The sequence below is a fragment of the Streptomyces sp. NPDC030245 genome (assembly GCF_055572995.1).
This window is the reverse complement of the sequence record NZ_JBVICF010000004.1, coordinates 1-20,365: the sequence shown is the minus strand read 5'-3', so window position 1 is coordinate 20,365 and position 20,365 is coordinate 1. Positions and strand designations below refer to the sequence as shown.

19 protein-coding genes and 1 rRNA gene are annotated in these 20,365 nt (G+C 71.1%); 16 read left to right on the top strand and 4 right to left on the bottom strand.

Annotated features, from left to right (window positions below; all coding sequences use genetic code 11):
• The first annotated feature begins 17 nt into the window (after positions 1-17).
• The 9 genes from ACZ4Z4_RS12055 to ACZ4Z4_RS12015 all read left to right on the top strand — a co-directional run bounded on the left by ACZ4Z4_RS12055 (position 18) and on the right by ACZ4Z4_RS12015 (position 10,893).
• Positions 18-704 carry a hypothetical protein gene (locus tag ACZ4Z4_RS12055; RefSeq protein ID WP_468325873.1) on the top strand — a complete coding sequence of 229 codons (687 nt, stop codon included), beginning with the start codon at positions 18-20 and terminating at the stop codon, positions 702-704.
• On the top strand, positions 701-1,423 hold the full coding sequence (locus tag ACZ4Z4_RS12050) for a hypothetical protein (protein ID WP_468325870.1): 723 nt from the start codon (positions 701-703) through the stop codon (positions 1,421-1,423). Before ACZ4Z4_RS12055 ends, ACZ4Z4_RS12050 begins: the two co-directional genes overlap by 4 nt.
• A 407-nt stretch (positions 1,424-1,830) precedes the next feature.
• On the top strand, positions 1,831-3,258 hold the full coding sequence (locus ACZ4Z4_RS12045) for a hypothetical protein (RefSeq protein ID WP_468325867.1): 1,428 nt from the start codon (positions 1,831-1,833) through the stop codon (positions 3,256-3,258).
• A gap of 216 nt (positions 3,259-3,474) precedes the next feature.
• Positions 3,475-3,783 carry a hypothetical protein gene (locus ACZ4Z4_RS12040; RefSeq protein WP_055570172.1) on the top strand — a complete coding sequence of 103 codons (309 nt, stop codon included), beginning with the start codon at positions 3,475-3,477 and terminating at the stop codon, positions 3,781-3,783.
• A gap of 251 nt (positions 3,784-4,034) precedes the next feature.
• Complete coding sequence (locus ACZ4Z4_RS12035; RefSeq protein WP_468325865.1) at positions 4,035-4,880, top strand: DUF8175 domain-containg protein; 846 nt, start codon at positions 4,035-4,037, stop codon at positions 4,878-4,880.
• Positions 4,870-6,243, top strand: a complete 1,374-nt coding sequence (locus ACZ4Z4_RS12030; protein WP_468325862.1) for a hypothetical protein — start codon at positions 4,870-4,872, stop codon at positions 6,241-6,243. Before ACZ4Z4_RS12035 ends, ACZ4Z4_RS12030 begins: the two co-directional genes overlap by 11 nt.
• Positions 6,240-7,799, top strand: a complete 1,560-nt coding sequence (locus ACZ4Z4_RS12025; RefSeq protein WP_468325859.1) for an SCO6880 family protein — start codon at positions 6,240-6,242, stop codon at positions 7,797-7,799. The genes ACZ4Z4_RS12030 and ACZ4Z4_RS12025 overlap by 4 nt, the downstream gene beginning before the upstream one ends.
• Positions 7,800-7,829: 30 nt before the next feature.
• Positions 7,830-9,230 (top strand): ATP-binding protein, encoded by a 1,401-nt coding sequence (locus ACZ4Z4_RS12020; protein ID WP_362993989.1) that lies wholly within the window; start codon positions 7,830-7,832, stop codon positions 9,228-9,230.
• On the top strand, positions 9,220-10,893 hold the full coding sequence (locus ACZ4Z4_RS12015) for a type IV secretory system conjugative DNA transfer family protein (protein ID WP_468325856.1): 1,674 nt from the start codon (positions 9,220-9,222) through the stop codon (positions 10,891-10,893). Before ACZ4Z4_RS12020 ends, ACZ4Z4_RS12015 begins: the two co-directional genes overlap by 11 nt.
• 28 nt (positions 10,894-10,921) lie before the next feature.
• Here ACZ4Z4_RS12015 and ACZ4Z4_RS12010 read toward each other — a convergent pair whose 3' ends face one another.
• Positions 10,922-11,668 carry an SDR family NAD(P)-dependent oxidoreductase gene (locus ACZ4Z4_RS12010; RefSeq protein WP_468325853.1) on the bottom strand — a complete coding sequence of 249 codons (747 nt, stop codon included), beginning with the start codon at positions 11,666-11,668 and terminating at the stop codon, positions 10,922-10,924.
• Between the two features lie 148 nt (positions 11,669-11,816).
• Here ACZ4Z4_RS12010 and ACZ4Z4_RS12005 point away from each other — a divergent pair, with 148 nt between their 5' ends.
• Positions 11,817-12,782, top strand: a complete 966-nt coding sequence (locus ACZ4Z4_RS12005) for a helix-turn-helix transcriptional regulator (RefSeq protein ID WP_468325850.1) — start codon at positions 11,817-11,819, stop codon at positions 12,780-12,782.
• Between the two features lie 28 nt (positions 12,783-12,810).
• On the opposite strand, the gene ACZ4Z4_RS12000 is transcribed toward ACZ4Z4_RS12005, so the two are convergent.
• A complete protein-coding gene (locus tag ACZ4Z4_RS12000) occupies positions 12,811-13,524 on the bottom strand; it encodes a TetR/AcrR family transcriptional regulator (protein ID WP_468325848.1) in 714 nt (237 codons plus the stop codon).
• A 65-nt stretch (positions 13,525-13,589) separates the two neighbouring features.
• Here ACZ4Z4_RS12000 and ACZ4Z4_RS11995 point away from each other — a divergent pair, with 65 nt between their 5' ends.
• Together ACZ4Z4_RS11995 and ACZ4Z4_RS11990 are read left to right on the top strand one after the other, a co-directional pair.
• Positions 13,590-15,128 (top strand): MFS transporter, encoded by a 1,539-nt coding sequence (locus tag ACZ4Z4_RS11995; protein ID WP_468325845.1) that lies wholly within the window; start codon positions 13,590-13,592, stop codon positions 15,126-15,128.
• Positions 15,129-15,172: 44 nt separating this feature from the next.
• A complete protein-coding gene (locus ACZ4Z4_RS11990; RefSeq protein ID WP_468325842.1) occupies positions 15,173-15,769 on the top strand; it encodes an NADPH-dependent FMN reductase in 597 nt (198 codons plus the stop codon).
• A gap of 64 nt (positions 15,770-15,833) precedes the next feature.
• Here ACZ4Z4_RS11990 and ACZ4Z4_RS11985 read toward each other — a convergent pair whose 3' ends face one another.
• Positions 15,834-16,397, bottom strand: a complete 564-nt coding sequence (locus tag ACZ4Z4_RS11985) for a GNAT family N-acetyltransferase (RefSeq protein ID WP_468325839.1) — start codon at positions 16,395-16,397, stop codon at positions 15,834-15,836.
• 137 nt (positions 16,398-16,534) lie between these two features.
• Here ACZ4Z4_RS11985 and ACZ4Z4_RS11980 point away from each other — a divergent pair, with 137 nt between their 5' ends.
• From ACZ4Z4_RS11980 to ACZ4Z4_RS11965, 4 genes are read left to right on the top strand one after another with little or no spacing between them, the layout of a single operon-like run.
• Complete coding sequence (locus tag ACZ4Z4_RS11980; protein ID WP_468325836.1) at positions 16,535-17,506, top strand: ATP-binding cassette domain-containing protein; 972 nt, start codon at positions 16,535-16,537, stop codon at positions 17,504-17,506.
• Positions 17,503-18,261, top strand: coding sequence for an ABC transporter permease (locus ACZ4Z4_RS11975; protein ID WP_468325833.1), 759 nt, complete (start codon positions 17,503-17,505; stop codon positions 18,259-18,261). Before ACZ4Z4_RS11980 ends, ACZ4Z4_RS11975 begins: the two co-directional genes overlap by 4 nt.
• Positions 18,258-19,541 (top strand): sensor histidine kinase, encoded by a 1,284-nt coding sequence (locus tag ACZ4Z4_RS11970; protein ID WP_468325831.1) that lies wholly within the window; start codon positions 18,258-18,260, stop codon positions 19,539-19,541. The genes ACZ4Z4_RS11975 and ACZ4Z4_RS11970 overlap by 4 nt, the downstream gene beginning before the upstream one ends.
• Entirely contained in the window at positions 19,538-20,218 is a 681-nt protein-coding gene (locus ACZ4Z4_RS11965; RefSeq protein ID WP_468325828.1) for a response regulator, read from the top strand. The genes ACZ4Z4_RS11970 and ACZ4Z4_RS11965 overlap by 4 nt, the downstream gene beginning before the upstream one ends.
• A 61-nt stretch (positions 20,219-20,279) precedes the next feature.
• On the opposite strand, the gene rrf is transcribed toward ACZ4Z4_RS11965, so the two are convergent.
• Positions 20,280-20,365, bottom strand: a 5S ribosomal RNA gene (rrf, locus tag ACZ4Z4_RS11960); the annotation flags it as partial.

The following is a 20,365-nucleotide window of genomic DNA, read 5'->3' as shown; positions in this document are numbered from 1 at the left end:
TAGAAAGAAGCGGCCCGATGAACCCTGCCGACTACCCCTCCGCATGGCAGCATCCGCCGACGCGACGCGCCTGGGCTCTGCTCATGGTCAAGAATGTGGCCGGGCTCATCGGGTGGATCGGTGTATGGATCGCCCTCATCGTCATTCCCGTCGATCAGAGCTTGGTGTTGTGGGTCTTCATTCCGTACACCATTTACGGGAGTTGGCGACTCTTCGTCCAGGTGTTCGGCTACTTCCCCAACGCCATGCGTAAACTCCGCATTCTGCGCGCCTACCCATGGCAAGAACTCCGAGGGGTTCCCAACGGCCTGAGCCTCTATCCCGACGTCGTCGGCAATCAGTACGGATGGTTCAAGTTCCCCAACCCCGCCGACCGCGAGCAGCAACTCCCGCTCGTCGTCTCCAACCACCTCAGGGTGGGCTGGTGGCATCGCAGGATGGCACCCCGCGCCAAACAAGAGTTGAAATCCCAGATCGAGACGGTCTGGTTCGCCGGTGACCCCCGCATGATCGGCCTCATCGCCGTTCCTTCACCCAGCACTCAGACACCGCGCCACTTCAAAATCCTCCGGCAGCGTCTTGCCGGGGCCGAGCACGCCCTCACCACCGAGTGGGGTGCCACAGCCGAAGACGTGGAGCGCGGGCGTCAGGCCGGGTTCACCCCCTACACCGATCCGCGCAAGCCGAAAGAGAAGACCCTGTGACCACGCCCAGGTTCATCCTCGACGAGTCTGCGCACAACCCTGACGCCGACATGTGGTTCGCCCAGCCCGAGGGCTTCACCACGATCCCCTTCCATACGTTGCTGAATCCGCCGGGCTCCCCCGGGGCCGAGGCACTGCGCGAGGCCCTCACCCCCCTCCTGGACTCCCTCAACGACGACCTCGCCCGCCAGCAGTTCCTGGCCCACCTCGGGCAGGGGCAGCACCTGCTCGCCGCCCTGGCCGAGGTCGGCACCACCCGCTGCGCCATCGGCCTGCACCGCGACGACATTCCCGACCCCGCCAAGGGCAAGCCCAGCGGCGGATTCCTCTTCTCCCTCTTCACCGTGTCCTGGCGGGACATCGCCCCCGCAGCCCCCGCCGTCACCGCCGCCCGAGCCGTCACGGGCGCCGACGGCCACACGAACATCGAGTGCCTCGAACTGCCCTGCGGCCCCGCATCCTTCAGCGAGACCCTCCGCACTCCGAACGCCGACTCCGGCCTCCCCCAGGACCCCGTACTCCAGGTCTTCGCCCACCTCCCCCACCCGGACGGCAAACGCCTGGTGGTACTGGCGCTGGGCACCACCGCCGTACACCGGCGCACGGAGTACCGCAGCCTCCTCCACCAGATCGCCGAGAACGTCAGCTTCGAGGACCCCCTCCTCGAAATGAAGGCGCTCGCCGAAGCGGACGGCGGCAGTCGGCCCGCGCGCGGTTGACGGGTGTCCGACTTTCCCCGACCGTGTGGGAATTGGGCGCAATACGTCGCCCTGCATGCGGCGGCTGGGGGGAGCCGAAGATGCAACCTGGGGACAAGCACGATGCGGTACCGGGTGACGACGACGGAGTGGCCGGAGCGGAGCAGGGGGTCCGGGGCGCAGCCCCGCAGGAGCGTCAGCCCGGAGCGTCGCAGGAGCTCCGGGGCGAAGCCCCGCAAGGAAGCCGACCTGGTGCCCCGCCGACAGGGCAGTTCGGGCCGCCACCCCCAATGCCGCCACAACCACCCCCCGCACTCCCACCGCCTCCCCCCGCACTCCCACCCCGTCCCACCAGCCCTCGCCACTCCCCCCACCCCGCCCTCACCGCCCTCCTCAACCTCAGCGGCCTCGGTCTCGGCTATGTCCTGTTGAAGCAGTGGCTGCTAGCCGCCCTTTGCTGGGCCGCGACCGCCGCGCTGCTGTTCGTGGCGTTGCCCGTCGACGTGGACGGTGTCCCCGGCGGCGTCGTCATCGGGTACGTGGTCTTTCTCGTGGTCGTGGCGGTCGACGGGGCGCGGCGTGCCGTACGCACGCGTGGAGGGGGCGGGCACGGGTGGCCGATGCGGGCGCCCCTCGCCGTGGGGCTCGGCCTCGTCCTGCTGGCCGTGCCGGTCGGCGGCGCCCTCGCGTACGAGGCCGCGCGCGACGAGGCGGTCGAGGAGATGCTGCTCGACCGCCTCGACAGCGCCGACCGCATCGTCGCGGGCCTCGACGGCCGGCCCTTCGGCGGCATGACGGAGGAGCAGTACAGGAAAGCCCTCGGGATCTACCGCGGCCTCGCGGAGGAGCACGGGGGGTCGAGGGCGGCGGCCCGGCTGCCCGACAGCCTCGACGCGTACTACAAGTCCGTCGCCGCCCCCTACACCGCCGAGCGGTACTGCGACGCCGTCACCCCCCTCAAACACCTGCGGACCGTCCCCGGCATCCTCGGCCCCTCCGGCAAGGACCGGCTCGGCTCCCTCACCGCCTGGCCCGACGACCGCCTCGCCACTTCCCTGTACGAGTGCGGGGCCGCCGCCCTCGGCCGCGCCGACGCCAACGACCCGCTGAGCGAACTCCTCCGTACGTTCCCCGAGTCGGACCAGGCCGCGAAGGTCGAGCCCGCCCTGCGCGCCGCCATCGACACGCGGGCGGCCGCCCTCAAGGGCTCCGACCCGTGCCCCGACGTCGTCGAGCTCCGCGCCATCGGCGCGACCGCCGGCGCCCTGCCCGGCGGCAAGGTCGACACCGAGGCTCTGCGTGCCGCCACCGACCGCGCCGTGGAACGCGGCGTCTACGCCTGCGGTGTGGCCGAGTTCAAGGACGCCGACTTCGCGCGGGCCGCCAAGACCCTGAACGACTTCGCCCGGCAGTACCCCGGCAACGCCAAGCGCGACCGCGCCAAGGACATCGCCGTCCGCGCGGAGATCGCCGTCGAACGCCCGAGCGCGGGCCGCGGCCTGCCTCCCGCCCGCTCCTCCGGCCGTGGCGGCGGCACGGTCGAACTGGTCGTCGCCAACCTCGGCCCCGGCGCTCTCGAAGTCCTCTACACCGGCCCCACCACCGGCTCCGTCAACCTCAGGGACTGCGCGTCGTGCCGCGTCTACGCCACCACATCCCAGGGCGACGCGGCCTGCCGGGCCGGCGTCGGGAAGTACCCCACGACCACGCTGCGGCTGCCCGCCGGCGAGTATCACTTCCTCTACAAGCGGGCCACCGTACGCAATCGAGCCGACGGTGCGACACTCAGCACCGCGTACCGCTACACCGACTGCTCCTTCGTGACCCGCGGCACCGCCGGGCTCGGGCCCACTTAAGACCTGGTCAGAGGCGCGCCGGACCGTCATTGCCCGGCGTCGTACCGCGTGATACACAGAGTCACCGGACCTCGCGTACGAGGAAACGTACGAAGTCAGCCAACGAATGGCGCCAAGGCGACATGCGCGGGCCCGATTGTCGGCGACAATGAGCTGTCCTCTGCACCGAGGTGGGCAGAGGTGGCAGAACAACCCACTAGGGGCGGTGAGTTACACATGCTTATGGCAGCCGAAAAGGGCGATATCACCACCATCATCGGCGGGATCGCCCCCGACTGGGGTCCCTTCGGGAGCCTGGGCAACGAGGCACGCGTGATGATCGAGGTCGTGATGGCGATCGCCATCCTCCTCTGTCTCGGCATTGCGATCTGGGGCGCGGCGAAGCAGCGCATCGGCGCGACGGCGCTGCGCGACACGTTCAGCGCCGAGCAGGGCAAGGGCCTGATCATCGCGGGGCTGACCGGCGTCTTCATCATCGGATCGCTGGGCACACTCTTCACGATCGTCTACGGCATGGCGGTCTAGCGGTCCCACGCGCGCTCGCCTCCGCCGTTCCCTCCCACGTCCCCTTCCCCTCGTCCCTATGTCCCCCTCTCCCCCACCCGTCCCCCTCTCCCTGTCCCCCTTCTCCCCCACCCGTCCGTCGTGCCCACCGGCTGAGGTAGCAACTCCCTGATGTCGAGTCACCACACCGCGCCCGTGCGGGAACCAGCAGGGCTACCGTCATACGTGTCCTACGTGACGGTCCAGCGAGAGGTTGAGGGGGCGTACTCGGCATGAGCCTCGACGACGAGCGGGACGACGGCCTCTTCGGCGGCTCGGGGGAGACCCGGACGCGGCTTCCCGAGGGGGAGGGCGGGGGCGACGACGTCTACGGCGCGCGCAGATCCACCCGTTCCGGGCGGACGTCCCCGCGCAGCCTCGTCACGGTCGTGGGCGTCGTGGTCCTCCTGATCGCGGCGATCGCCTTCGCCAACCGGGGAGGGGACGAGACGTCCTCGACGGGCACGGACGCGAAGAAGCCGGACGCGGCGGCGACGGCCCCGACGGGGGAGAAGCCGGTCGGGGGCAGGAGCGGGGGGATTCCTTCGGGGTTCGCGCATGATGAGCAGGGGGCGCAGAGCGCCGCGGCGAATTACGCGGTCGCCCTCGGCTCGGCCGACATGTTCTCCAAGGACCTGCGGCACGGCATCGTGGACACCGTCTATACGCCGGACCAGGCCACAAAGCGTCAGGCCGCCCTGGACAAGGTGTACTCGGGCGAGAAGTTCCTGGCCAGCATCGGTCTGAACCCTGACGGCTCCGCGCCCAAGGGCACCACGTTCGTCTCACGCATCATCCCGGTGGGCACCAAGACCACCAAGTACAGCGGCAGCAGCGCGACCGTCGAGATCTGGTACTCGTCCCTGTTCGGTCTCGCGGGCGACAACGCCAAGAACCCCGTGTCCGAGAGCTGGTTCACCAACAGCTATGAGCTGCGGTGGGTCGACGGCGACTGGAAGGTCGCCGATTTCCAGCAGAAGGACGGTCCTGTGCCGGTCGGGCGCGACCAGCGGGCATCCACCGCTGACGACATGGCGAAGGCAGTGGAGCAGTTCGGAGGGTTCACTTATGCCCGGTAGCACCCGTCGCCGCACGCTCACACTGGCCGCCGCCGTCACCACCGTGCAGACCGCGGCCGTGCTGCTGGCCACCCGCGCCTTCGCGGCACCGGACCCACAGCCTTCCGACGATGCCTGCGATCTGATCCGCGGCCCCGCCAAAAAGTACTGCGAAAAAGGCCAGAACGCCGAAGAAAACGGCGACGAAAAGTACCCCACCGAAAACCCCCTCGACGACACCGCCCTAGACCCCCTCAGCTCCCTGGCCAAGGGCTGTGCCGAAGCCGCGTCCTGGACCGTCGACAAGTTGTCCGACGCCGTGAAGGAGACGGCGAACGTCGACTTCACGAACCCCACGTTCCTCCAGCAGTACGCCGTCGTCTTCGCCGCGTCGACCATCCTGACGCTTCTCCTGTGGCTGCTCGCCGTCGCCAAGCGGGCCGTGCGCGGCGTGCCGTTGACCACCGCGATCTCCGAGGCCATCGGGTTCCTGTGGCTCACCGTGCTCGCCTCCGCCTTCACGCCCCTGATCCTGTACACCGTCGTCTCGGCGACGGACGGCGTCACGGACGTGATCGCGAAGGCGACGGGCGGTGAGACGGACACGTTCTTCGGGAACTTCTCCAGTGCGCTGAAGAAGGGCGAGGACATCGGCGGCGGCCCGATCATGCTGATCGTCGTCTCGCTCGTGTCGATCCTCGCCGCGGGCGTCCTCTGGCTGGAGCTCGTGATCAGGGCGGCGCTCCTCTACGTAGGAGCGCTCCTCGGCACCGTCGTCTACGCCGGGCTCGTCGACAAGAACCTGTGGTCCCACGTCCGCCGCTGGGCGGGCATCATGATCGCCGTCATCCTCGTCAAACCGATCATCGTCATCGTGCTCGGTCTCGCCGGCGCGCTCTCCGCCGACGACGGGCCCGACGCCTTCTCCGCGGTCGTCTCCGGGCTCTCGATCATCCTGCTCGCCATCTTCGCGAGCGCCATGATCTACCGCTTCGTCCCGGGCTTCGGCGACGAGATCGCGGGCTCCCGCAACAACCGCATCATGCGCGGCGCCGAGAACAAGGCCGCCGCCGTGATCAGCTCCCCCGCCTCCCTCGTCTCGCAGGGCATCAAGACCCACAGCGCCCGCGGGAACGGGAGCGGAAGCGGGAACAGCGGCGGGCAGCACAGCCAACCGCGGCCCGCCAACCCCGCCAGTGGTGGCGTCGCCGCCCACAGCGGACGCGGCTCCGGCCACGGCTCCGGCTCCTCCAACGGCGGCGGATCCGTCCCCTCCGCCGCGCCCGCGCCGCGCAGCAGCAGCGCCACGAACACGCCGCACGCGGGCAACCGCGGCGGTGCCCGCACCAGCAGTACCAACCGCACGGGAGGTGAAGGGCGTTGACGACCCAGTCCCACGTGTCCCAGCCGGTCGCGCCCCGCCGCACATATCTGATCGGCCGCGCCCGGCCGAACGCGATCGTCGGCAAGAACCGCGAGACCGGGGAGATCGCCCTCATCATCGTGGGGGCGTTCCTCGGCATGATGTGCGGGCTCCTCGTCCCCGTCCTCTCCCTGCGCATCGTGCTGCTCACCGGCCTCCCGATGCTCGCCATCGCGGCGGTGTACGTCCCGTACAAGGGCCGGACGTTCTACAAGTGGTACGAGATCAACCGCAGTTACAAGCGCTCCCTGAAGCGCGGCGCCACCTACCGCTCCGCCGCGCCCGAGGCGGGCGTCCGGCTCGACGGCAGGGAGGTCGAGGTCGGGCCGCCGCCCGGCATCGGCCGCATCAGCTGGCTCGCCGCGCCCTTCGGCCCGGATGAGATCGCCGTGCTGCTCCACGCCGACCGGCGGACCGTCACCGCCGCCATCGAGATCGAGGGGCCCGGTGTCGGGCTGCGCGACAGCGAGGACCAGGAGGCCCTCGTCGACCGCTTCGGCACGCTCCTCAAGCACGTCGCCAACGGGGACGGGTTCGTGACCCGGCTCCAGATGCTCGCCCGCACCCTGCCCGCCGACCCGGACGCGCACGCCAAGGACGTCACCCAGCGCGGCGACGACCGTGCGCTGCCCTGGCTCAAGCAGTCGTACGACCAGTTGCAGTCGATGGTGTCGACCAGCAGCGAGCAGCACCGCGCCTACCTGGTCGCCTGCATGCACTACTCCCGTGACCTGGCCGCCGAGGCCCAGGCGATGGCCCGCGCGGCCCGCCCGGTCGGCGGCAGGAAGCTCGACAAGGACGCCGGGCTCGCCGTCGTCATGGCCCGCGAGCTGACCGACATCTGCTCCCGGCTCCAGGAGGCCGACATCCGTGTGCGGCAGCCGCTCGGGCAGGGCCGCCTCGCCTCTCTGGTCCACTCCATGTACGACCCGGACCACCCCATCGACCACATCCAGGCGATGACGAAGCGCAACGCCTGGCCCGCCGAGCTCGACGCCACGGAGGCCACCTACCTCCAGGCCAAGACCCGCGAGTCCTCCACCCGCGCCCCCTGGTGCCACGCCACGGCCTGGGTGAAGGAGTGGCCGATGACGCCCGTCGGCGTCAACTTCCTCGCGCCGCTGCTCGTCCACACCCCGGACGTCATCCGCACGGTGGCCGTGACGATGGACCTCGAACCCACCGAGGTCGCCATCGAGCGGATGCTGACCGAGAAGACCAACGACGAGGCCGAGGCCAGCCGCCAGGCCAAGATGAACCGCACGGTCGACCCCCGCGACATCGCCTCGCACTCCCGCCTGGACCAGCGCGGCGAGGACCTGGCGAGCGGCGCAGCGGGCGTCAACCTGGTCGGTTACATCACGGTCTCCTCCCGCTCCCCCGAGGCCCTCGCGCGCGACAAGCGCACCATAAGGGCCTCCGCCGGCAAGTCGTATCTGAAGCTGGAGTGGTGCGACCGCGAGCACCACAGGGCCTTCGTCAACACGCTGCCGTTCGCGACCGGCATCCGACGCTAGACGGTATCGACGTAGAGGCAGGCTGTTGTGATGCGGGATCCGCTGACCGTCCTCACGGACGCCTTCACCTCCTTCCTCTTCGGGAAGGTGGAGACCACCAGGCTTCCGGTGCGCACGTCGACGGGGCAGGCCCAGGCGGTCTACCTGCCGACGGCCGCGCCGGGCCTCGGCGACTCCGGCGTGATCATCGGGCGCGAGGTGTACTCCGGCAAGGGGTACATCTACGACCCCTTCCAGTTGTACGGGCAGCAGCTGCCGGCTCCGCACTGGCTGGTGCTCGGCGAGTCCGGCAACGGCAAGTCGGCGCTGGAGAAGACGTACGTCCTGCGGCAGCTGCGCTTCAAGGACCGCCAGGTCGTGGTCCTCGACGCGCAGGGCGAGGACGGCGTCGGCGAGTGGAACCTCATCGCGCAGGAGCTGGGGATAACCCCCATCCGGCTCGACCCGACGGCCGCCCTCGACATGGGCATCCGGCTGAACCCGCTCGACCCGGCGATCACCACCACGGGCCAGCTCGCGCTGCTCCGGACGATCATCGAGGTCGCCATGGGGCACGGGCTCGACGAGCGGTCGGGCTTCGCGCTCAAAGTCGCGCACGCGTACGTGAACGAGACGATCGTCGACCGGCAGCCGGTCCTGACGGACATCGTCGAGCAGCTGCGCCACCCGGAGCCCGAGTCCGCCGAGGCGATGAACGTCGCCATAGACGACGTACGGGCCTGGGGTCTGGACGTGGCGCTGGTCCTCGACCGGCTGGTCGACGGTGACCTGCGAGGCATGTTCGACGGCCCGACGACGGTCGGCGTCGACCTCGACGCGCCCCTGACCGTCTTCGACCTCTCCCACATCGACCGGAACTCCATCGCCATGCCGATCCTGATGGCGATCGTCGGCGTCTGGCTCGAACACACGTGGATCCGGCCCGACCGCAAGAAGCGCATCTTCCTGGTGGAGGAGGCGTGGCACATCATCAACTCGCCGTTCGTGGCGCAGCTGTTCCAGCGGCTGCTGAAGTTCGGGCGGCGGCTCGGTCTGTCGTTCGTGGCGGTGGTGCACCACCTGAGCGACGTGGTGGACGGCGCGGCGGCGAAGGAGGCCGCGGCGATCCTGAAGATGGCCTCCACGCGGACCATCTACGCCCAGAAGGCCGACGAGGCGCGGGCGACGGGCCGGGTCCTCGGGCTGCCCAGGTGGGCGGTGGAGATCATTCCGACCCTCACCCCGGGCATCGCGGTCTGGGACGTCAACGGCAACGTCCAGGTCGTGAAACACCTGATCACCGAGACGGAGCGGCCGCTGGTCTTCACCGACCGCGCCATGACCGAATCGTCGGCCGACCTCTCCGACGACACACCGGCCGACGACGCGCTGCGGGCGGCCGAGCTGGAGGCGGAGCAGCGGGCGGCGTACATGGAGCAGCATGCGGGATGAGTGGGAGGACCGTCGCAGACGCCCCGAACGGGGCGTTCCGGACGGCCTGTTGGTGGGCTTCCTCGGCCTGTTGATCGGCGCGACGGTACTCGTCTGGTCCGCCACGAACCTCGCGGGCCGCTTCGCGCACGGCTCCTGGCCGGAAAAGGTCTCCTTCGGCCATACGCCACCGGCCGTACGCCACCTGATCGGCCGGCCGGACGACGTGACGGGCGCCTGGCCCGAGACCCCACCGGACCAGCTGTCGGGGTACGGCCTGTTCTGGGGCCTGTTCATCGGCCAGCTGATGATCCTGATCGTGCTGACCGTCTTCGTACTGGGGACGGTGACGCGGTGGCGAGCGGTACGGAGGGCGCGGCGGGCCGCGGCGGGTGCCGGGTTGGCTGCTGGGGGTGCGGAGCCGCGAGTAGAGAGGGCTGGTGGGTGGGAGACCCGCGCCGGAGGCGCGGAGAACAGCACCCCGGTTCCGGGCGCGGAGCACGGCACCCCGGGCACGGAACACGGCAGCCCGGCCCCGGGCACGGAGCACGGCGCCCCGGCCCCAGGCAAGAAGCAAGGAACCCCGAGCGCGGAGAACAGCACCCCGGCCCCGGGCGCGGAGCACGAGGCACCCCGCACCGGAGGCGCGGCGAACAGCACCCCCGTGCCGAGCGCGACGGACGGAGACCTCCGCGCCGGAGGCGCAGAGCACATCACCCCCGTGGCACCCCCACCCCCCGTCCCCACCCCCCGCACCCCCCTGTTCCTGGGCGGCCCCACCACCCGCCGCCCCCTCGCCGTACAGGCCGTCCGGGACGCCGAGGGCGCCGCCCTGGTCCTGACCTCCGACCCGACCCTGTGGGCCGAGACGAAGGACGCCCGGGCCAAGCTCGGGCCCGTCCTGCTCTACGACCCCTCCCACCTCTGCGACACCCCGGCCCGCCTCCACTGGTCCCCCGTCTCCGGCTGCCAGGACAAGGCGACGGCGAACGACCGCGCCACCGCGCTCCTCGCCCCGACAAGGCCGGCCGCGAAGCTGGACGTCGCCGTCGCGGACACGGCGCAGACGCTGATGCGCAGCTTCCTGCACGCCGCCGCGGTGGCCGACAAGCCGATGAAGATCGTGCACCGCTGGGCGCAGGGCACGCAGGTCCAGGAGGCGGTACGCATCCTCCGTGCCCACCCCAAGGCCGCGTCCGGCACCGCCGGTGAGCTGGAGGCCGCCCTCACCGCGCACCCCGAGCGCCGCGACATCGCCCAAGAGCTGACCGCCAGGGCCCTTTCCGCACTCTTCACCGTGCACCTGCGCGAATCCTGCACACCAAACCGAACTGATGCGCTTTCCCTGGATTCTTTTGTCGATGAAGGGGGCACGCTTTTTGTGGTGGGTGAGGCGATCGAGGATCCCAAGTCCCGCCAAGGCCCGGGTGCCATGCCCCTGTTGACGGCACTCGCCTCCAGCGTGGTCGAGCACGGCCGGCGCATGGCCGCACGGTCATCCTCCGGTCGGCTCGACCCACCAATGACACTCGTCCTGGACGACGTCGCCGCGGTGGCGCCGCTGCCCCAGCTGCCGGAGCTGCTCTCCACCGGGGCGGACCGGGGTCTGCCGACCCTGGCTCTGCTCCGGTCGCGGGAGCAGGGCAGAGCCCGCTGGCCGGACAGCGAGCTACCGGTCCAGTAGGCCGCCCCCCCCGGTCGTCACCTCCGCCTCACCGCTTTCCACCATCCACGTCCAGCGTCGTCCCCGTGGTGAACGAGTTCTCCATCAGGTACGCCGCCGCGTGCGCGACCTCCTCCGCCGTGCCGGGGCGCCCCACCGGCAGGCGCCCCGCGATCTCCTCGCGGTAGGCGCGGTGTTCGGCGGGGCTCATCAGGTGTGCGTGCGTGTCGGTGGGGCCGGGCGCGACCGCGTTGACGCGGAGCGGCGCGAGCTCCAGGGCGAGGGACTTCACGGCGGCCTCGACCGCTCCGTTGACGGCGGCGAAGGCGAAGTAGCCCGGGTCGGCCTTCCGGAACAGATATCCGGAGACGAGCGTGACCGACCCCGAACCCGCACCGGAGTCCGCCCCCCTCCCCGTCGGCATGTACGGCAGCGCCGCCCGCAGGCACCGGTACTGCCCCCACCACTTCACCTCGAAGAACTGCCGCAGCTTCGCCTCGGTGAGCTCAGCGAAGGGGGCGATGACGCTGCCGGACGCGCAGGTGAAGAGGTGGTCGATGGTGCCGACCGACGCCATGACCTCCTCGACGGCGTCGCCGTCGGTGACGTCGAGCGCGCGGAACTCCGCCGGGGACCCGGTCAGCGCGGTGATGCGCTCGGCGTGCGGGCGCACCACGTCCGCGCTGCGGTCGGTGAGTACGACGCGTGCGCCGCGCCGCGCGACGAGCTCGGCGGTGGCCAGCCCGATGCCGCTGCCCGCGCCGGTGATCACGACGGTGCTTTCGGCGAGATCCATACGAACCACGCTCCCTTACTCCCTCTGTTTCCCAGGAACCCCTTGACCCCCGGGAACCCTTCATTTCCCAAGCCCGTGCGGCTTCTGTTCGCAAGTCTCACAGCCAGAAACCACCGCGGCCTTGGAAATACCGGTGCATAATCGTGCGATGCACGATGACGCACAGGGTCCGGAAGCCGGTTGCAGATGTACCGAAGCCGCCGGGGCACCCTGCGCCGAGGGCCTGAGCCGCTACCGGGCCGCCGTCGTCAAGGGCTGCCTGCCGCGCGCGACGGCGCCCCCCTGCCTCGTACACCTCGGCCTCCTGACGCCGCCGCCGGACGACCCGGACGTCCTCGTGCCCGTGTCGCCCAACATCGCGGAGTCCGAGCTGCTGCAACCGGTACGCGAAGCGCTCGACGCGCAGCAGGAACGGCTGCGCTCGATCAGTGCGGGCTTCTCGCCGGTCCACGCGATCTACCGGGCGGCCCGGCGCGAGTCCCAGGACTGGCTGACGGTCGTCGACGGCGCGGACGCCGTGCCCGTACTCCTGGAGCAGGCCGTGCGGGGCTGCCGCTCCGAGCTGCTCACGGTGCAGCCGACGGGCGAGCGCGGACCGTACGACCTCGCGGACCCCGCCCTCGTACCGGCGGGCGTCACGCACCACGCCCTGTACCCGCACGCGGCCCGCACCCACGCCGTGCTGTGGCGGCACATCCAGGACATCGAACGGGCGGGCGGCCGCGTGCGCACCCTGCACCAGCTCACCGGCCGTCTGATCCTCTGCGACCGCACGACGGCATACGTCGCCCACGAGGGCCAGGGCGTCGTGGAGATCCGGCAGCCCGCCGTCGTCGCGCACCTCGCCGCGGGGTTCGACGACGCGTGGGAGCGGGCCAGGCCGGTGGCCGAGCCGGCCGCCGGCCGCGCACGGGAGCCGCTGATCGTCGGCGAGGTCCGCCGCGCGGTCATGAAGCTGCTGGTCTCGGGCCTCACGGACGACGCGATCGCACGCCGCCTCGGGGTGTCACGGCGCACGGTGGCGGGCCATGTGGCCGCGCTCTCCCGGGACTTGGGCTCGCAGTCCCGGGCACAGCTCGGCTACCTCATCGCCCGCACGGAGCCCGGCCTCTAGAAGCACCTGCCCCCTTGGCCCCCAGCCCCTAGGAGCCCTCCACTCCGTACAACCGCAGGAAGATCTCCACCCCGTCCCGCACGATCTCCTCGATCTCGGCCTTCTCCAGCGGCAGCGCGCCGAAGTACGACTCGGCGGTCACGCCGCCGCCCACGAGGAGGGCGAAGTGGCGTGCGGCCTTGCGGGCGTTCGAGTCGTCGACGGCGATCTTCCCCTGCCGCCCCACCTCCAGCATCCAGCGCGCCAGCGCCTCCTGGGACGCCCGGGGCCCGACCCGCTGCCACTCCTCCAGGACGTCCGCGGGCAGCCGCCCGCCCTCCGGGATGATCTGGCGTACGACGGAGAAGTGCCCGGGGTGCGCCTCGCTCTGGCCGACCCAGTCGCGGGCGAGGTCGAGCAGGTCCTCCTCGATGTCACGGACCTTGCGCAGGTGCCGCTCGAAGAGTGCCTCCGTCGCCGCCGTGACGGACTCCGCGCTCTCCAGCAGGACAGCGCGGAAAAGGCCCTCCTTGTCGCCGAAGTGGTTGTAGATCGTGCGCGTGGAGACGCCGGCCTCGGCGGCGATGGCGTCGATGCTCGCGCGCGTGTAGCCCTCGCGGCCGAAGACCGTGCGGGCGCCGCTCGTGATGGCGCGGCGCTTCTCCAACATCCCTTTGCGCAAGGGCTTCTGGGACGTCTGGGGTTTCTGGGGCTGCTGGGGCTTCTGTTCGTCCGGACCCTGCCGTTCCGCCTTGCTCTCCATCTCACCTCTCAAAAAAATTACAACGCCCGTTGTAATTCCTACAACGCACGTTGTACTTTACTCGCATGCCCAACGAGACCGCTCCGCAGGCCCCGCACCGGCGCCCCGTCGGCAGGGGCCGTCCCGCCCTGACCCTCCTCGTCGTCCTCCTCGGCATGTTCACGCTGCCGATGGCGATGTCCGGCACCACCGTGGCCCTGCCCCGCATCGGCTCCGACCTCGACGCGTCGGGCGCGGCACTCCAGTGGGTGGTCGTCGGGTACTTCCTCGCCGCCTCTTCCTTCATGCTCGTCGCCGGCTCGCTCGGTGACATCTTCGGCCGCCGCCGCGTCCTCACCGCGGGCGCCGCCCTCTACTCGGCCGGCACCCTGGCCGCCGCCTCCGCCCACCACATCCTGCTCCTGGACGCCGCCCGCCTGCTCTCCGGCGTGGGCGCCGCGGGAGTCATGGCGAGCGGCGGCTCCCTGCTCGCCGCCACCTTCGCCGGGCCCGCCCGGACCAGGGCGTTCGCCGCCCTCGGCACCACCGCGGGCGTCGGCCTCGCCATCGGCCCCACCTTCTCCGGCTGGCTGGTGGACGGCCTCGGCTGGCGCGCCACGTTCCTCGCCTTCGCCGTCGCGGGCGCCCTCGTCCTCACCGGCACCCGCTTCCTCACCGAGTCCCGCGCGGACACCCCGCCGCGCGTCGACAAGGCGGGCGCCGTCACCTTCATCGGCGGCCTCTCCCTGACCCTGTTCGCCATCACACAGGGCTCCAAGTCCGGTTGGACGTCCGCGAGTACGCTGCTGCCGCTCGCCGTGGGCCTGGCACTCCTCACCGCCTTCATACGCGTCGAGAAGCGCCTCACCGCGACCGGCGGACAGCCCGTCCTCGACCTCTCCCTCGCCCGCGACCCCGCGTTCCTCGGCTGGTCCCTCGGCTCCTTCGGGCTCGGCGCGGGCACCACCGGCATCCTCGTCTTCCTGCCCACCTACCTCCAGGGCACGAGCGGCACATCGGCGCGCGAGGCGGGCCTGATCCTGCTCCTGATGACCGTGCCCGTCCTCGCCCTGCCGCCGCTCGGCGCCCGCCTGGTCAACCGCGGCGCCCCCGCCCGCCACCTGCTCGTCCTCTCCCTGCTCCTGATCGCCGCGGGCAACGCCTGGCTGACCACGCTGCACCCCGGCATCTCCACGGCCGCGCTCGCCGGGCCCCTGCTGACCGTCGGCGTCGGCCAGGGCCTCTCCCTCGGCATCATCGACGCCCAGGCGCTCTCCATGGTCGAGCCCGCGCAGGTCGGCATGGCGTCGGGCTTCCTCAACACCGTCCGCGGCGGTACCGGCGCCGTCACGCTCACGCTCTTCGGCGCGCTGCTGCTCGCCCTCGTGGAGTCCCGCGTCGGCTCGGCGGAGCTCGCGGGGCGCGTCACGGCCGGCGCGGGTGGCCACGCCGACCGGTTCACCGAGGCCTGGCGGATCACCCTGTGGGCCGTGGCGGGCGGCACGGCCGGGCTCGCGCTGCTGGTCCACCGGCTGCTCGGGCCGCGGGCTCGGAGACGTACGCCTGCGCCCATGCCTACGAATACGAATGCAAGTACGGCTGCGCCCGCATCTGCGCGGCCGTAACCCCCTACCAACACCCTTCACGCCCACCACTTGAGGAGTACGCCATGTCCACCACCCCGAACACAATCACCACCCCCCTCCGCCTCGCCGTCATCGTCGGCTCCACCCGTGACGGCCGCTTCGGGCCCACCGTCGGCGCCTGGTTCACCGCCCTCGCCGGCCGGCACACCGGCTTCACCCTGGACGTCATCGACGTCGCCGACCTGGAGCTGCCCTCCGCCCACCCGGACTGGGGCACCGAGCGCACCCCCGCCCTCACCGCCCTCGCCGAGCGGGTCGACGCCGCCGACGCGTACGTGGTGATCACCCCGGAGTACAACCACAGCTTCCCGGCGGCCCTGAAGCACTTCATCGACCTGCACCGCGCCGAGTGGGAGGCCAAGCCGGTCGGCTTCGTCTCCTACGGCGGCGCCGGCGGCGGTCTGCGGGCCGTCGAACAGCTTCGCCTCGTCTTCGCCGAGCTGCACTGCGCGACCGTCCGCGACGTCGTCAGCTTCCACAACGCCTGGGACCACTTCGGCGAGAACGGCCCCGCTCACGAGGAGAACGGCGCGGCCGGCGCCGCGAAGGTCCTCCTGGACCAGCTGGCCTGGTGGGCGAAGGCCCTGCGGACGGCCCGCACGGAGACGCCGTACCGCTAGGTCCCACCCGTACCGCTAGGCCCCACCCGTACCGCTGGGTTCCACCCGCCCCTCGGCCACCGCCTCAAGGCCGCTTCAGCACCAGCTCGAACTCCCGCGCGGAGGGGTCGCCCGGCACCGGGACGACCCCTCCGCTGCGTACGAAACCGAATCGCCGGTAGAACGCCTGCGCACGCGGATTGTCCTCGTGGACGTACAGCCGCACGCGGTCGAGCCCTTCCAGCGACCACGCCCACCCGACAGCCGCCTCGAACAGCGCGTCCGTCACACCCCGGCCGCGCCCCCGGTGCTCGGGCCGCACGTAGACCCCCACGAAGTGCGCCTGCCGCCGCTCGATCACCCCGCCGAAGACGTCGTCCGCCCCGGCCTCCTCGACCAGCACCGTCACCGACCCCGCCCAGACGCCGTGCGGCCCCTCCGCCACGAACTGCCGGACGCCCTCCCCGCGCGCGGCCCCCGCCGCCCGTTCCTGCCAGAACGTGTCCGGTTTGGCGGCGGCGTCCTCGTACGTATCGAGAAAGGCGACCGGCGCCGCCGGGTCCCGCAGCGCCGCCAGCCGCAACTCCCTGACCTGCGGCCACTCTTCGGCCCTTACGGCTCGTACGACGTACACGCACTCCTGTTCCATGCGGTGATCCTAAATCGGCGGCCCCGGCGCCCTAAGGGATCCCCGGGGCCGCCGTCGTACCCGGGTACTACCCGCAGCCCGCTCTCCCCGCCCCCGGTCCGACGATCCGCGCCCCCGTGAACGGCAGCATCGAAGACATGATCAAGGCATACCGACTCACCAAGCACTACGGCGGCAAACGCGCCAAGAAGGCCGTCGACGACCTCAGTTTCGAGGTACACCCGGGCACCGTCACCGGCTTCCTCGGCCCCAACGGCGCGGGCAAGTCCACCACCATGCGGATGCTCCTCGGCCTCGACACGCCGACCCGCGGCCGCGCCACCATCGGCGACCGCGCCTACGCCGACCACCCCGCGCCCCTGCACGAAGTGGGCGCCCTCCTCGAAGCACGCTCCGTCCACCCGGGCCGCTCCGCCCACCACCACCTCATGGCGCTCGCCCACACGCACTCCATCCCGAAGAGCCGCGTCGACACGGTCCTCGAACTGGCCGGCATCCAGGAAGTCGCCCGCAAGCGCGTCAAGGGCTTCTCACTCGGCATGGGCCAGCGCCTCGGCATCGCGGCGGCCCTCCTCGGCGACCCGGCCACGGTCATCCTCGACGAGCCGGTCAACGGCCTCGACCCCGAGGGCGTCCTGTGGATCCGCAACCTCCTCAAGTCCCTGGCCGCCGAGGGCCGTACGGTCCTCGTCTCCTCCCACCTGATGAGCGAGATGGCTCTCACCGCCGAACACCTCGTCATCATCGGCCGCGGCAGACTCCTCGCCGACACCACCGTCGAACGCTTCGTACGCGAGTCGGGCACCGGCTCCGTCAAGGTCGTCACCCCCGAGGCCGGCCGGCTCACCGAACTGCTGGCAGGCCCCGGCGTGCGGATCTCCGGTGACGCGCCCGGCACCCTCGACGTACACGGCACGGACGCCGAGCACATCGGCCGCACCGCCGCCGAGCACGGCATCCCGCTCTACGAACTGACGCCGCAGACGGCGTCCTTGGAGCAGGCGTTCATGGACCTCACCCGGGACGCGGTCGAGTACGTCACCCCGACGGGTCCGGTCCCGAACCCCGATCCGCGTACGCCCCGTCGGCCGGAAGGAGCGGCGGCATGAGCGCCCTCACCGCGAAGGGAATCGTCCGCTCGGAGTGGCACAAGCTGTGGACGCTCCGCTCCACCTGGATCACGCTGCTCACCGCGAGCACCCTCGTCATCGCCGTCGGCATCACGATGGGCGCCACCTACGACGGGGACGACGCCGATGTCGACACCGTCGTCTTCACCCTCATCGGCACCCAGCTCTCCCAGATCTGCCTCGCCGTCCTCGGCATCCTCGTCACCGCGGGCGAGTACTCGACGGGCCTGATCCGCGCGTCGCTCGCGGCCGTCCCGAGCCGCCTGCCCGTCCTGTGGTCCAAGGCCGGCCTCTTCACGGCCGTCGCGTTCACGGTGTGCTTGGTGACGAACGTCGTCACGTTCCTCGTCGCCCAGATCTGGCTCTCCGGCACCGACAAGGAGCTCTCCCTCACCGACTCCGGCGTGCTCGGCGCCCTCGCGACGAGCGCCGCGGCCCTCACCCTGCTCAGCCTGGTCGCGCTCGGCCTCGGCGCCCTGTTCCGCTCGGTGCCCGGCGCGATCGGCGCGTTCGTCGGCGCGGTCCTGATCCTGCCCGAGGTCCTGACGATGCTGCCGTTCAGCGCCGTCGACACCGCCTTGAAGTACTTCCCCGTCCAGGCGGCGAGCGCCCTCGGCTCGGTCACCAGGGTCGAGAACACCATCGCGCCGGGCACGGCCCTGGTCACGCTCGCCCTCTGGTCGGCGGCGGTCATCGCCGTGGCGTCGGTGCTGCTCAAGCGACGAGACGTATGACGCCAACGCCGCCCCCTCCCGTACGAGTCCTGTACGAGGATGAGGCCGTGACCGAGCCACACGCCGTGCCGCATCCCCTCACCCGGCTCCTCCAGCGTTCGACGCAGCGGGTGCGCGCCTTCGACCGGCGCCACCCGGTCGTCTGGGACCTGGTGGTCACGGGCTTCTTCGTGGTGGCCGCCCTCGTGGACGCCAGTGGCGGCTGGCGCAACACCGCGCCGAACACGAGCGTGCCGGGCTGGCTCGTCCTCCTGCTCAGCGTCGCGCTCTCGCTGCCGCTGCTGTGGCGCCGCCGCCACCCCATGGCGGTCCTCGGCGTCATGGTGGCCGCGAGCCTGGTCAGCAACTGGACCGGCGCGATGCTCCAGGCCTCGCTGATCCAGATGATCGTCCTCTTCAGCATCGCGATGTGGCTCCCGCTGAAGACGCTCGGCCGGGCGGGCCTCATGATGACGGCACCGCTGGTCGTGGGCAGCTTCCGCTATCCGGAGGACAGCTGGAACCAGCAGATCATCCCGTACGTATGGGCGTACGCCCTGGTCGCTCTCCTCGGCATCGCGGTGCGCTCCCGCCAGGACTACACCCGGGCCCTCGTCGAGCGCGCCCGCCAGCTTGAGGTCGAGCGCGACCAGCAGGCCCAGCTCGCCGCCGCCGCCGAACGCACCCGCATAGCGCGCGAGATGCACGACATCATCGGCCACAACCTCTCCGTCATCACGGGCCTCGCGGACGGTGGTTCGTACGCCGCCGCCAAGTCCCCCGAGCGCGCGGCCCAGGCACTCGAAGCCATCGGCACGACCAGCCGCCAGGCCCTCGGCGAACTCCGCCGCCTCCTCGACGTCCTCCGCGACGACACCCCCGCCCCGGCCGAACTCGCCCCGCAGCCCGCCCTCACCGACCTGTCCCGGCTCGTCGACGGCGTACGCGCCGCGGGGCTCCCGGTGCACAGCACCGTCCGCGGCCGGGCGGACGCGGTTCCCGCGGGCCGTCAACTCACCGTCTACCGAGTGGTGCAGGAAGCCCTCACCAACACCCTCAAACACGCCGGCCCCGGCGCGACGGCCTCCGTCGACGTCGTCTACGGCGATGACGGCGTGCGGGTGGAGGTCACGGACACGGGGGTGGGCGGCAGGCCGGGTGCCGTGGGTGGTCGCGGCCTGACCGGAATGCGCGAGCGAACGGCCTTGTACGACGGCACACTTGAGGCGGGGCCGCTGCCTCACCCGCCGGGTGGCTGGCGGGTCCGTCTCCACCTCCCGAAGGACAGCGAAACACCGTGACGACCGTGCTCATCGTCGACGACCAGCCCATGCAGCGCTTCGGTTTCCGCATGCTCCTGGAGAGCCAGGACGACATGACGGTGGCGGGCGAGGCCGGCAACGGCAGCGAAGCGGTCCGCATGACGGCCGAACTCCACCCGGACGTCGTCCTGATGGACATCCGCATGCCCGGCCTGGACGGCATCGAGGCCACGCGCCGCATCGTCGCGGCGGGCGCCCGCACGCGCGTCCTGATCCTCACCACGTTCGACCTCGACGAGTACGCGTACGCGGGGCTGCGCGCGGGCGCCTCCGGTTTCCTCATCAAGGACGCGCTGCCCGAAGAACTCCTCTCCGGCATACGCGCAGTGGCCTCGGGCGACGCGGTGGTGGCCCCGAGCCTGACCCGCCGGCTCCTCGACGCGTACGCCGATCAGCTGCCGACCGCCGACACCGCCGCCTCCTCGGCCACCGCCCCTGCGGACCACCCGCGTCTGGCCTCGCTCACACACCGGGAGCTGGAAATCCTCACGGTCATCGGCCAGGGCTGGACGAACGCGGAGATCGCCTCTCGGCTGCACCTCGCGGAATCCACGGTGAAGACCCACGTGGGCCGCATTCTCGCGAAGACGGGGGCGAGGGACAGGGTGCAGGCGGTGATTCTGGCGTACGACACGAAATTGGTGAGCCCGTCGTGAAGGGCCGTAAACGCAGAAAACCCCCGCACCATAAGGTGCGGGGGTTTCCCATTCAAAAGGAGTTCGGCGGCGTCCTACTCTCCCACAGGGTCCCCCCTGCAGTACCATCGGCGCTATGAGGCTTAGCTTCCGGGTTCGGAATGTAAC

Coding starts and splice junctions, on each gene's coding strand:
- ACZ4Z4_RS11970 (WP_468325831.1), top strand. CDS start 18,258: ATGACGCCAACGCCGCCCCCTCCCGTACGAGTCCTGTACGAGGATGAG.
- ACZ4Z4_RS12020 (WP_362993989.1), top strand. CDS start 7,830: ATGCGGGATCCGCTGACCGTCCTCACGGACGCCTTCACCTCCTTCCTC.
- ACZ4Z4_RS11980 (WP_468325836.1), top strand. CDS start 16,535: ATGATCAAGGCATACCGACTCACCAAGCACTACGGCGGCAAACGCGCC.
- ACZ4Z4_RS11975 (WP_468325833.1), top strand. CDS start 17,503: ATGAGCGCCCTCACCGCGAAGGGAATCGTCCGCTCGGAGTGGCACAAG.
- ACZ4Z4_RS12000 (WP_468325848.1), bottom strand. CDS start 13,524: ATGGAGAGCAAGGCGGAACGGCAGGGTCCGGACGAACAGAAGCCCCAG.
- ACZ4Z4_RS11995 (WP_468325845.1), top strand. CDS start 13,590: ATGCCCAACGAGACCGCTCCGCAGGCCCCGCACCGGCGCCCCGTCGGC.
- ACZ4Z4_RS12005 (WP_468325850.1), top strand. CDS start 11,817: ATGCACGATGACGCACAGGGTCCGGAAGCCGGTTGCAGATGTACCGAA.
- ACZ4Z4_RS12035 (WP_468325865.1), top strand. CDS start 4,035: ATGAGCCTCGACGACGAGCGGGACGACGGCCTCTTCGGCGGCTCGGGG.
- ACZ4Z4_RS12030 (WP_468325862.1), top strand. CDS start 4,870: ATGCCCGGTAGCACCCGTCGCCGCACGCTCACACTGGCCGCCGCCGTC.
- ACZ4Z4_RS12040 (WP_055570172.1), top strand. CDS start 3,475: ATGCTTATGGCAGCCGAAAAGGGCGATATCACCACCATCATCGGCGGG.
- ACZ4Z4_RS11985 (WP_468325839.1), bottom strand. CDS start 16,397: ATGGAACAGGAGTGCGTGTACGTCGTACGAGCCGTAAGGGCCGAAGAG.
- ACZ4Z4_RS11990 (WP_468325842.1), top strand. CDS start 15,173: ATGTCCACCACCCCGAACACAATCACCACCCCCCTCCGCCTCGCCGTC.
- ACZ4Z4_RS12055 (WP_468325873.1), top strand. CDS start 18: ATGAACCCTGCCGACTACCCCTCCGCATGGCAGCATCCGCCGACGCGA.
- ACZ4Z4_RS12010 (WP_468325853.1), bottom strand. CDS start 11,668: ATGGATCTCGCCGAAAGCACCGTCGTGATCACCGGCGCGGGCAGCGGC.
- ACZ4Z4_RS12015 (WP_468325856.1), top strand. CDS start 9,220: ATGCGGGATGAGTGGGAGGACCGTCGCAGACGCCCCGAACGGGGCGTT.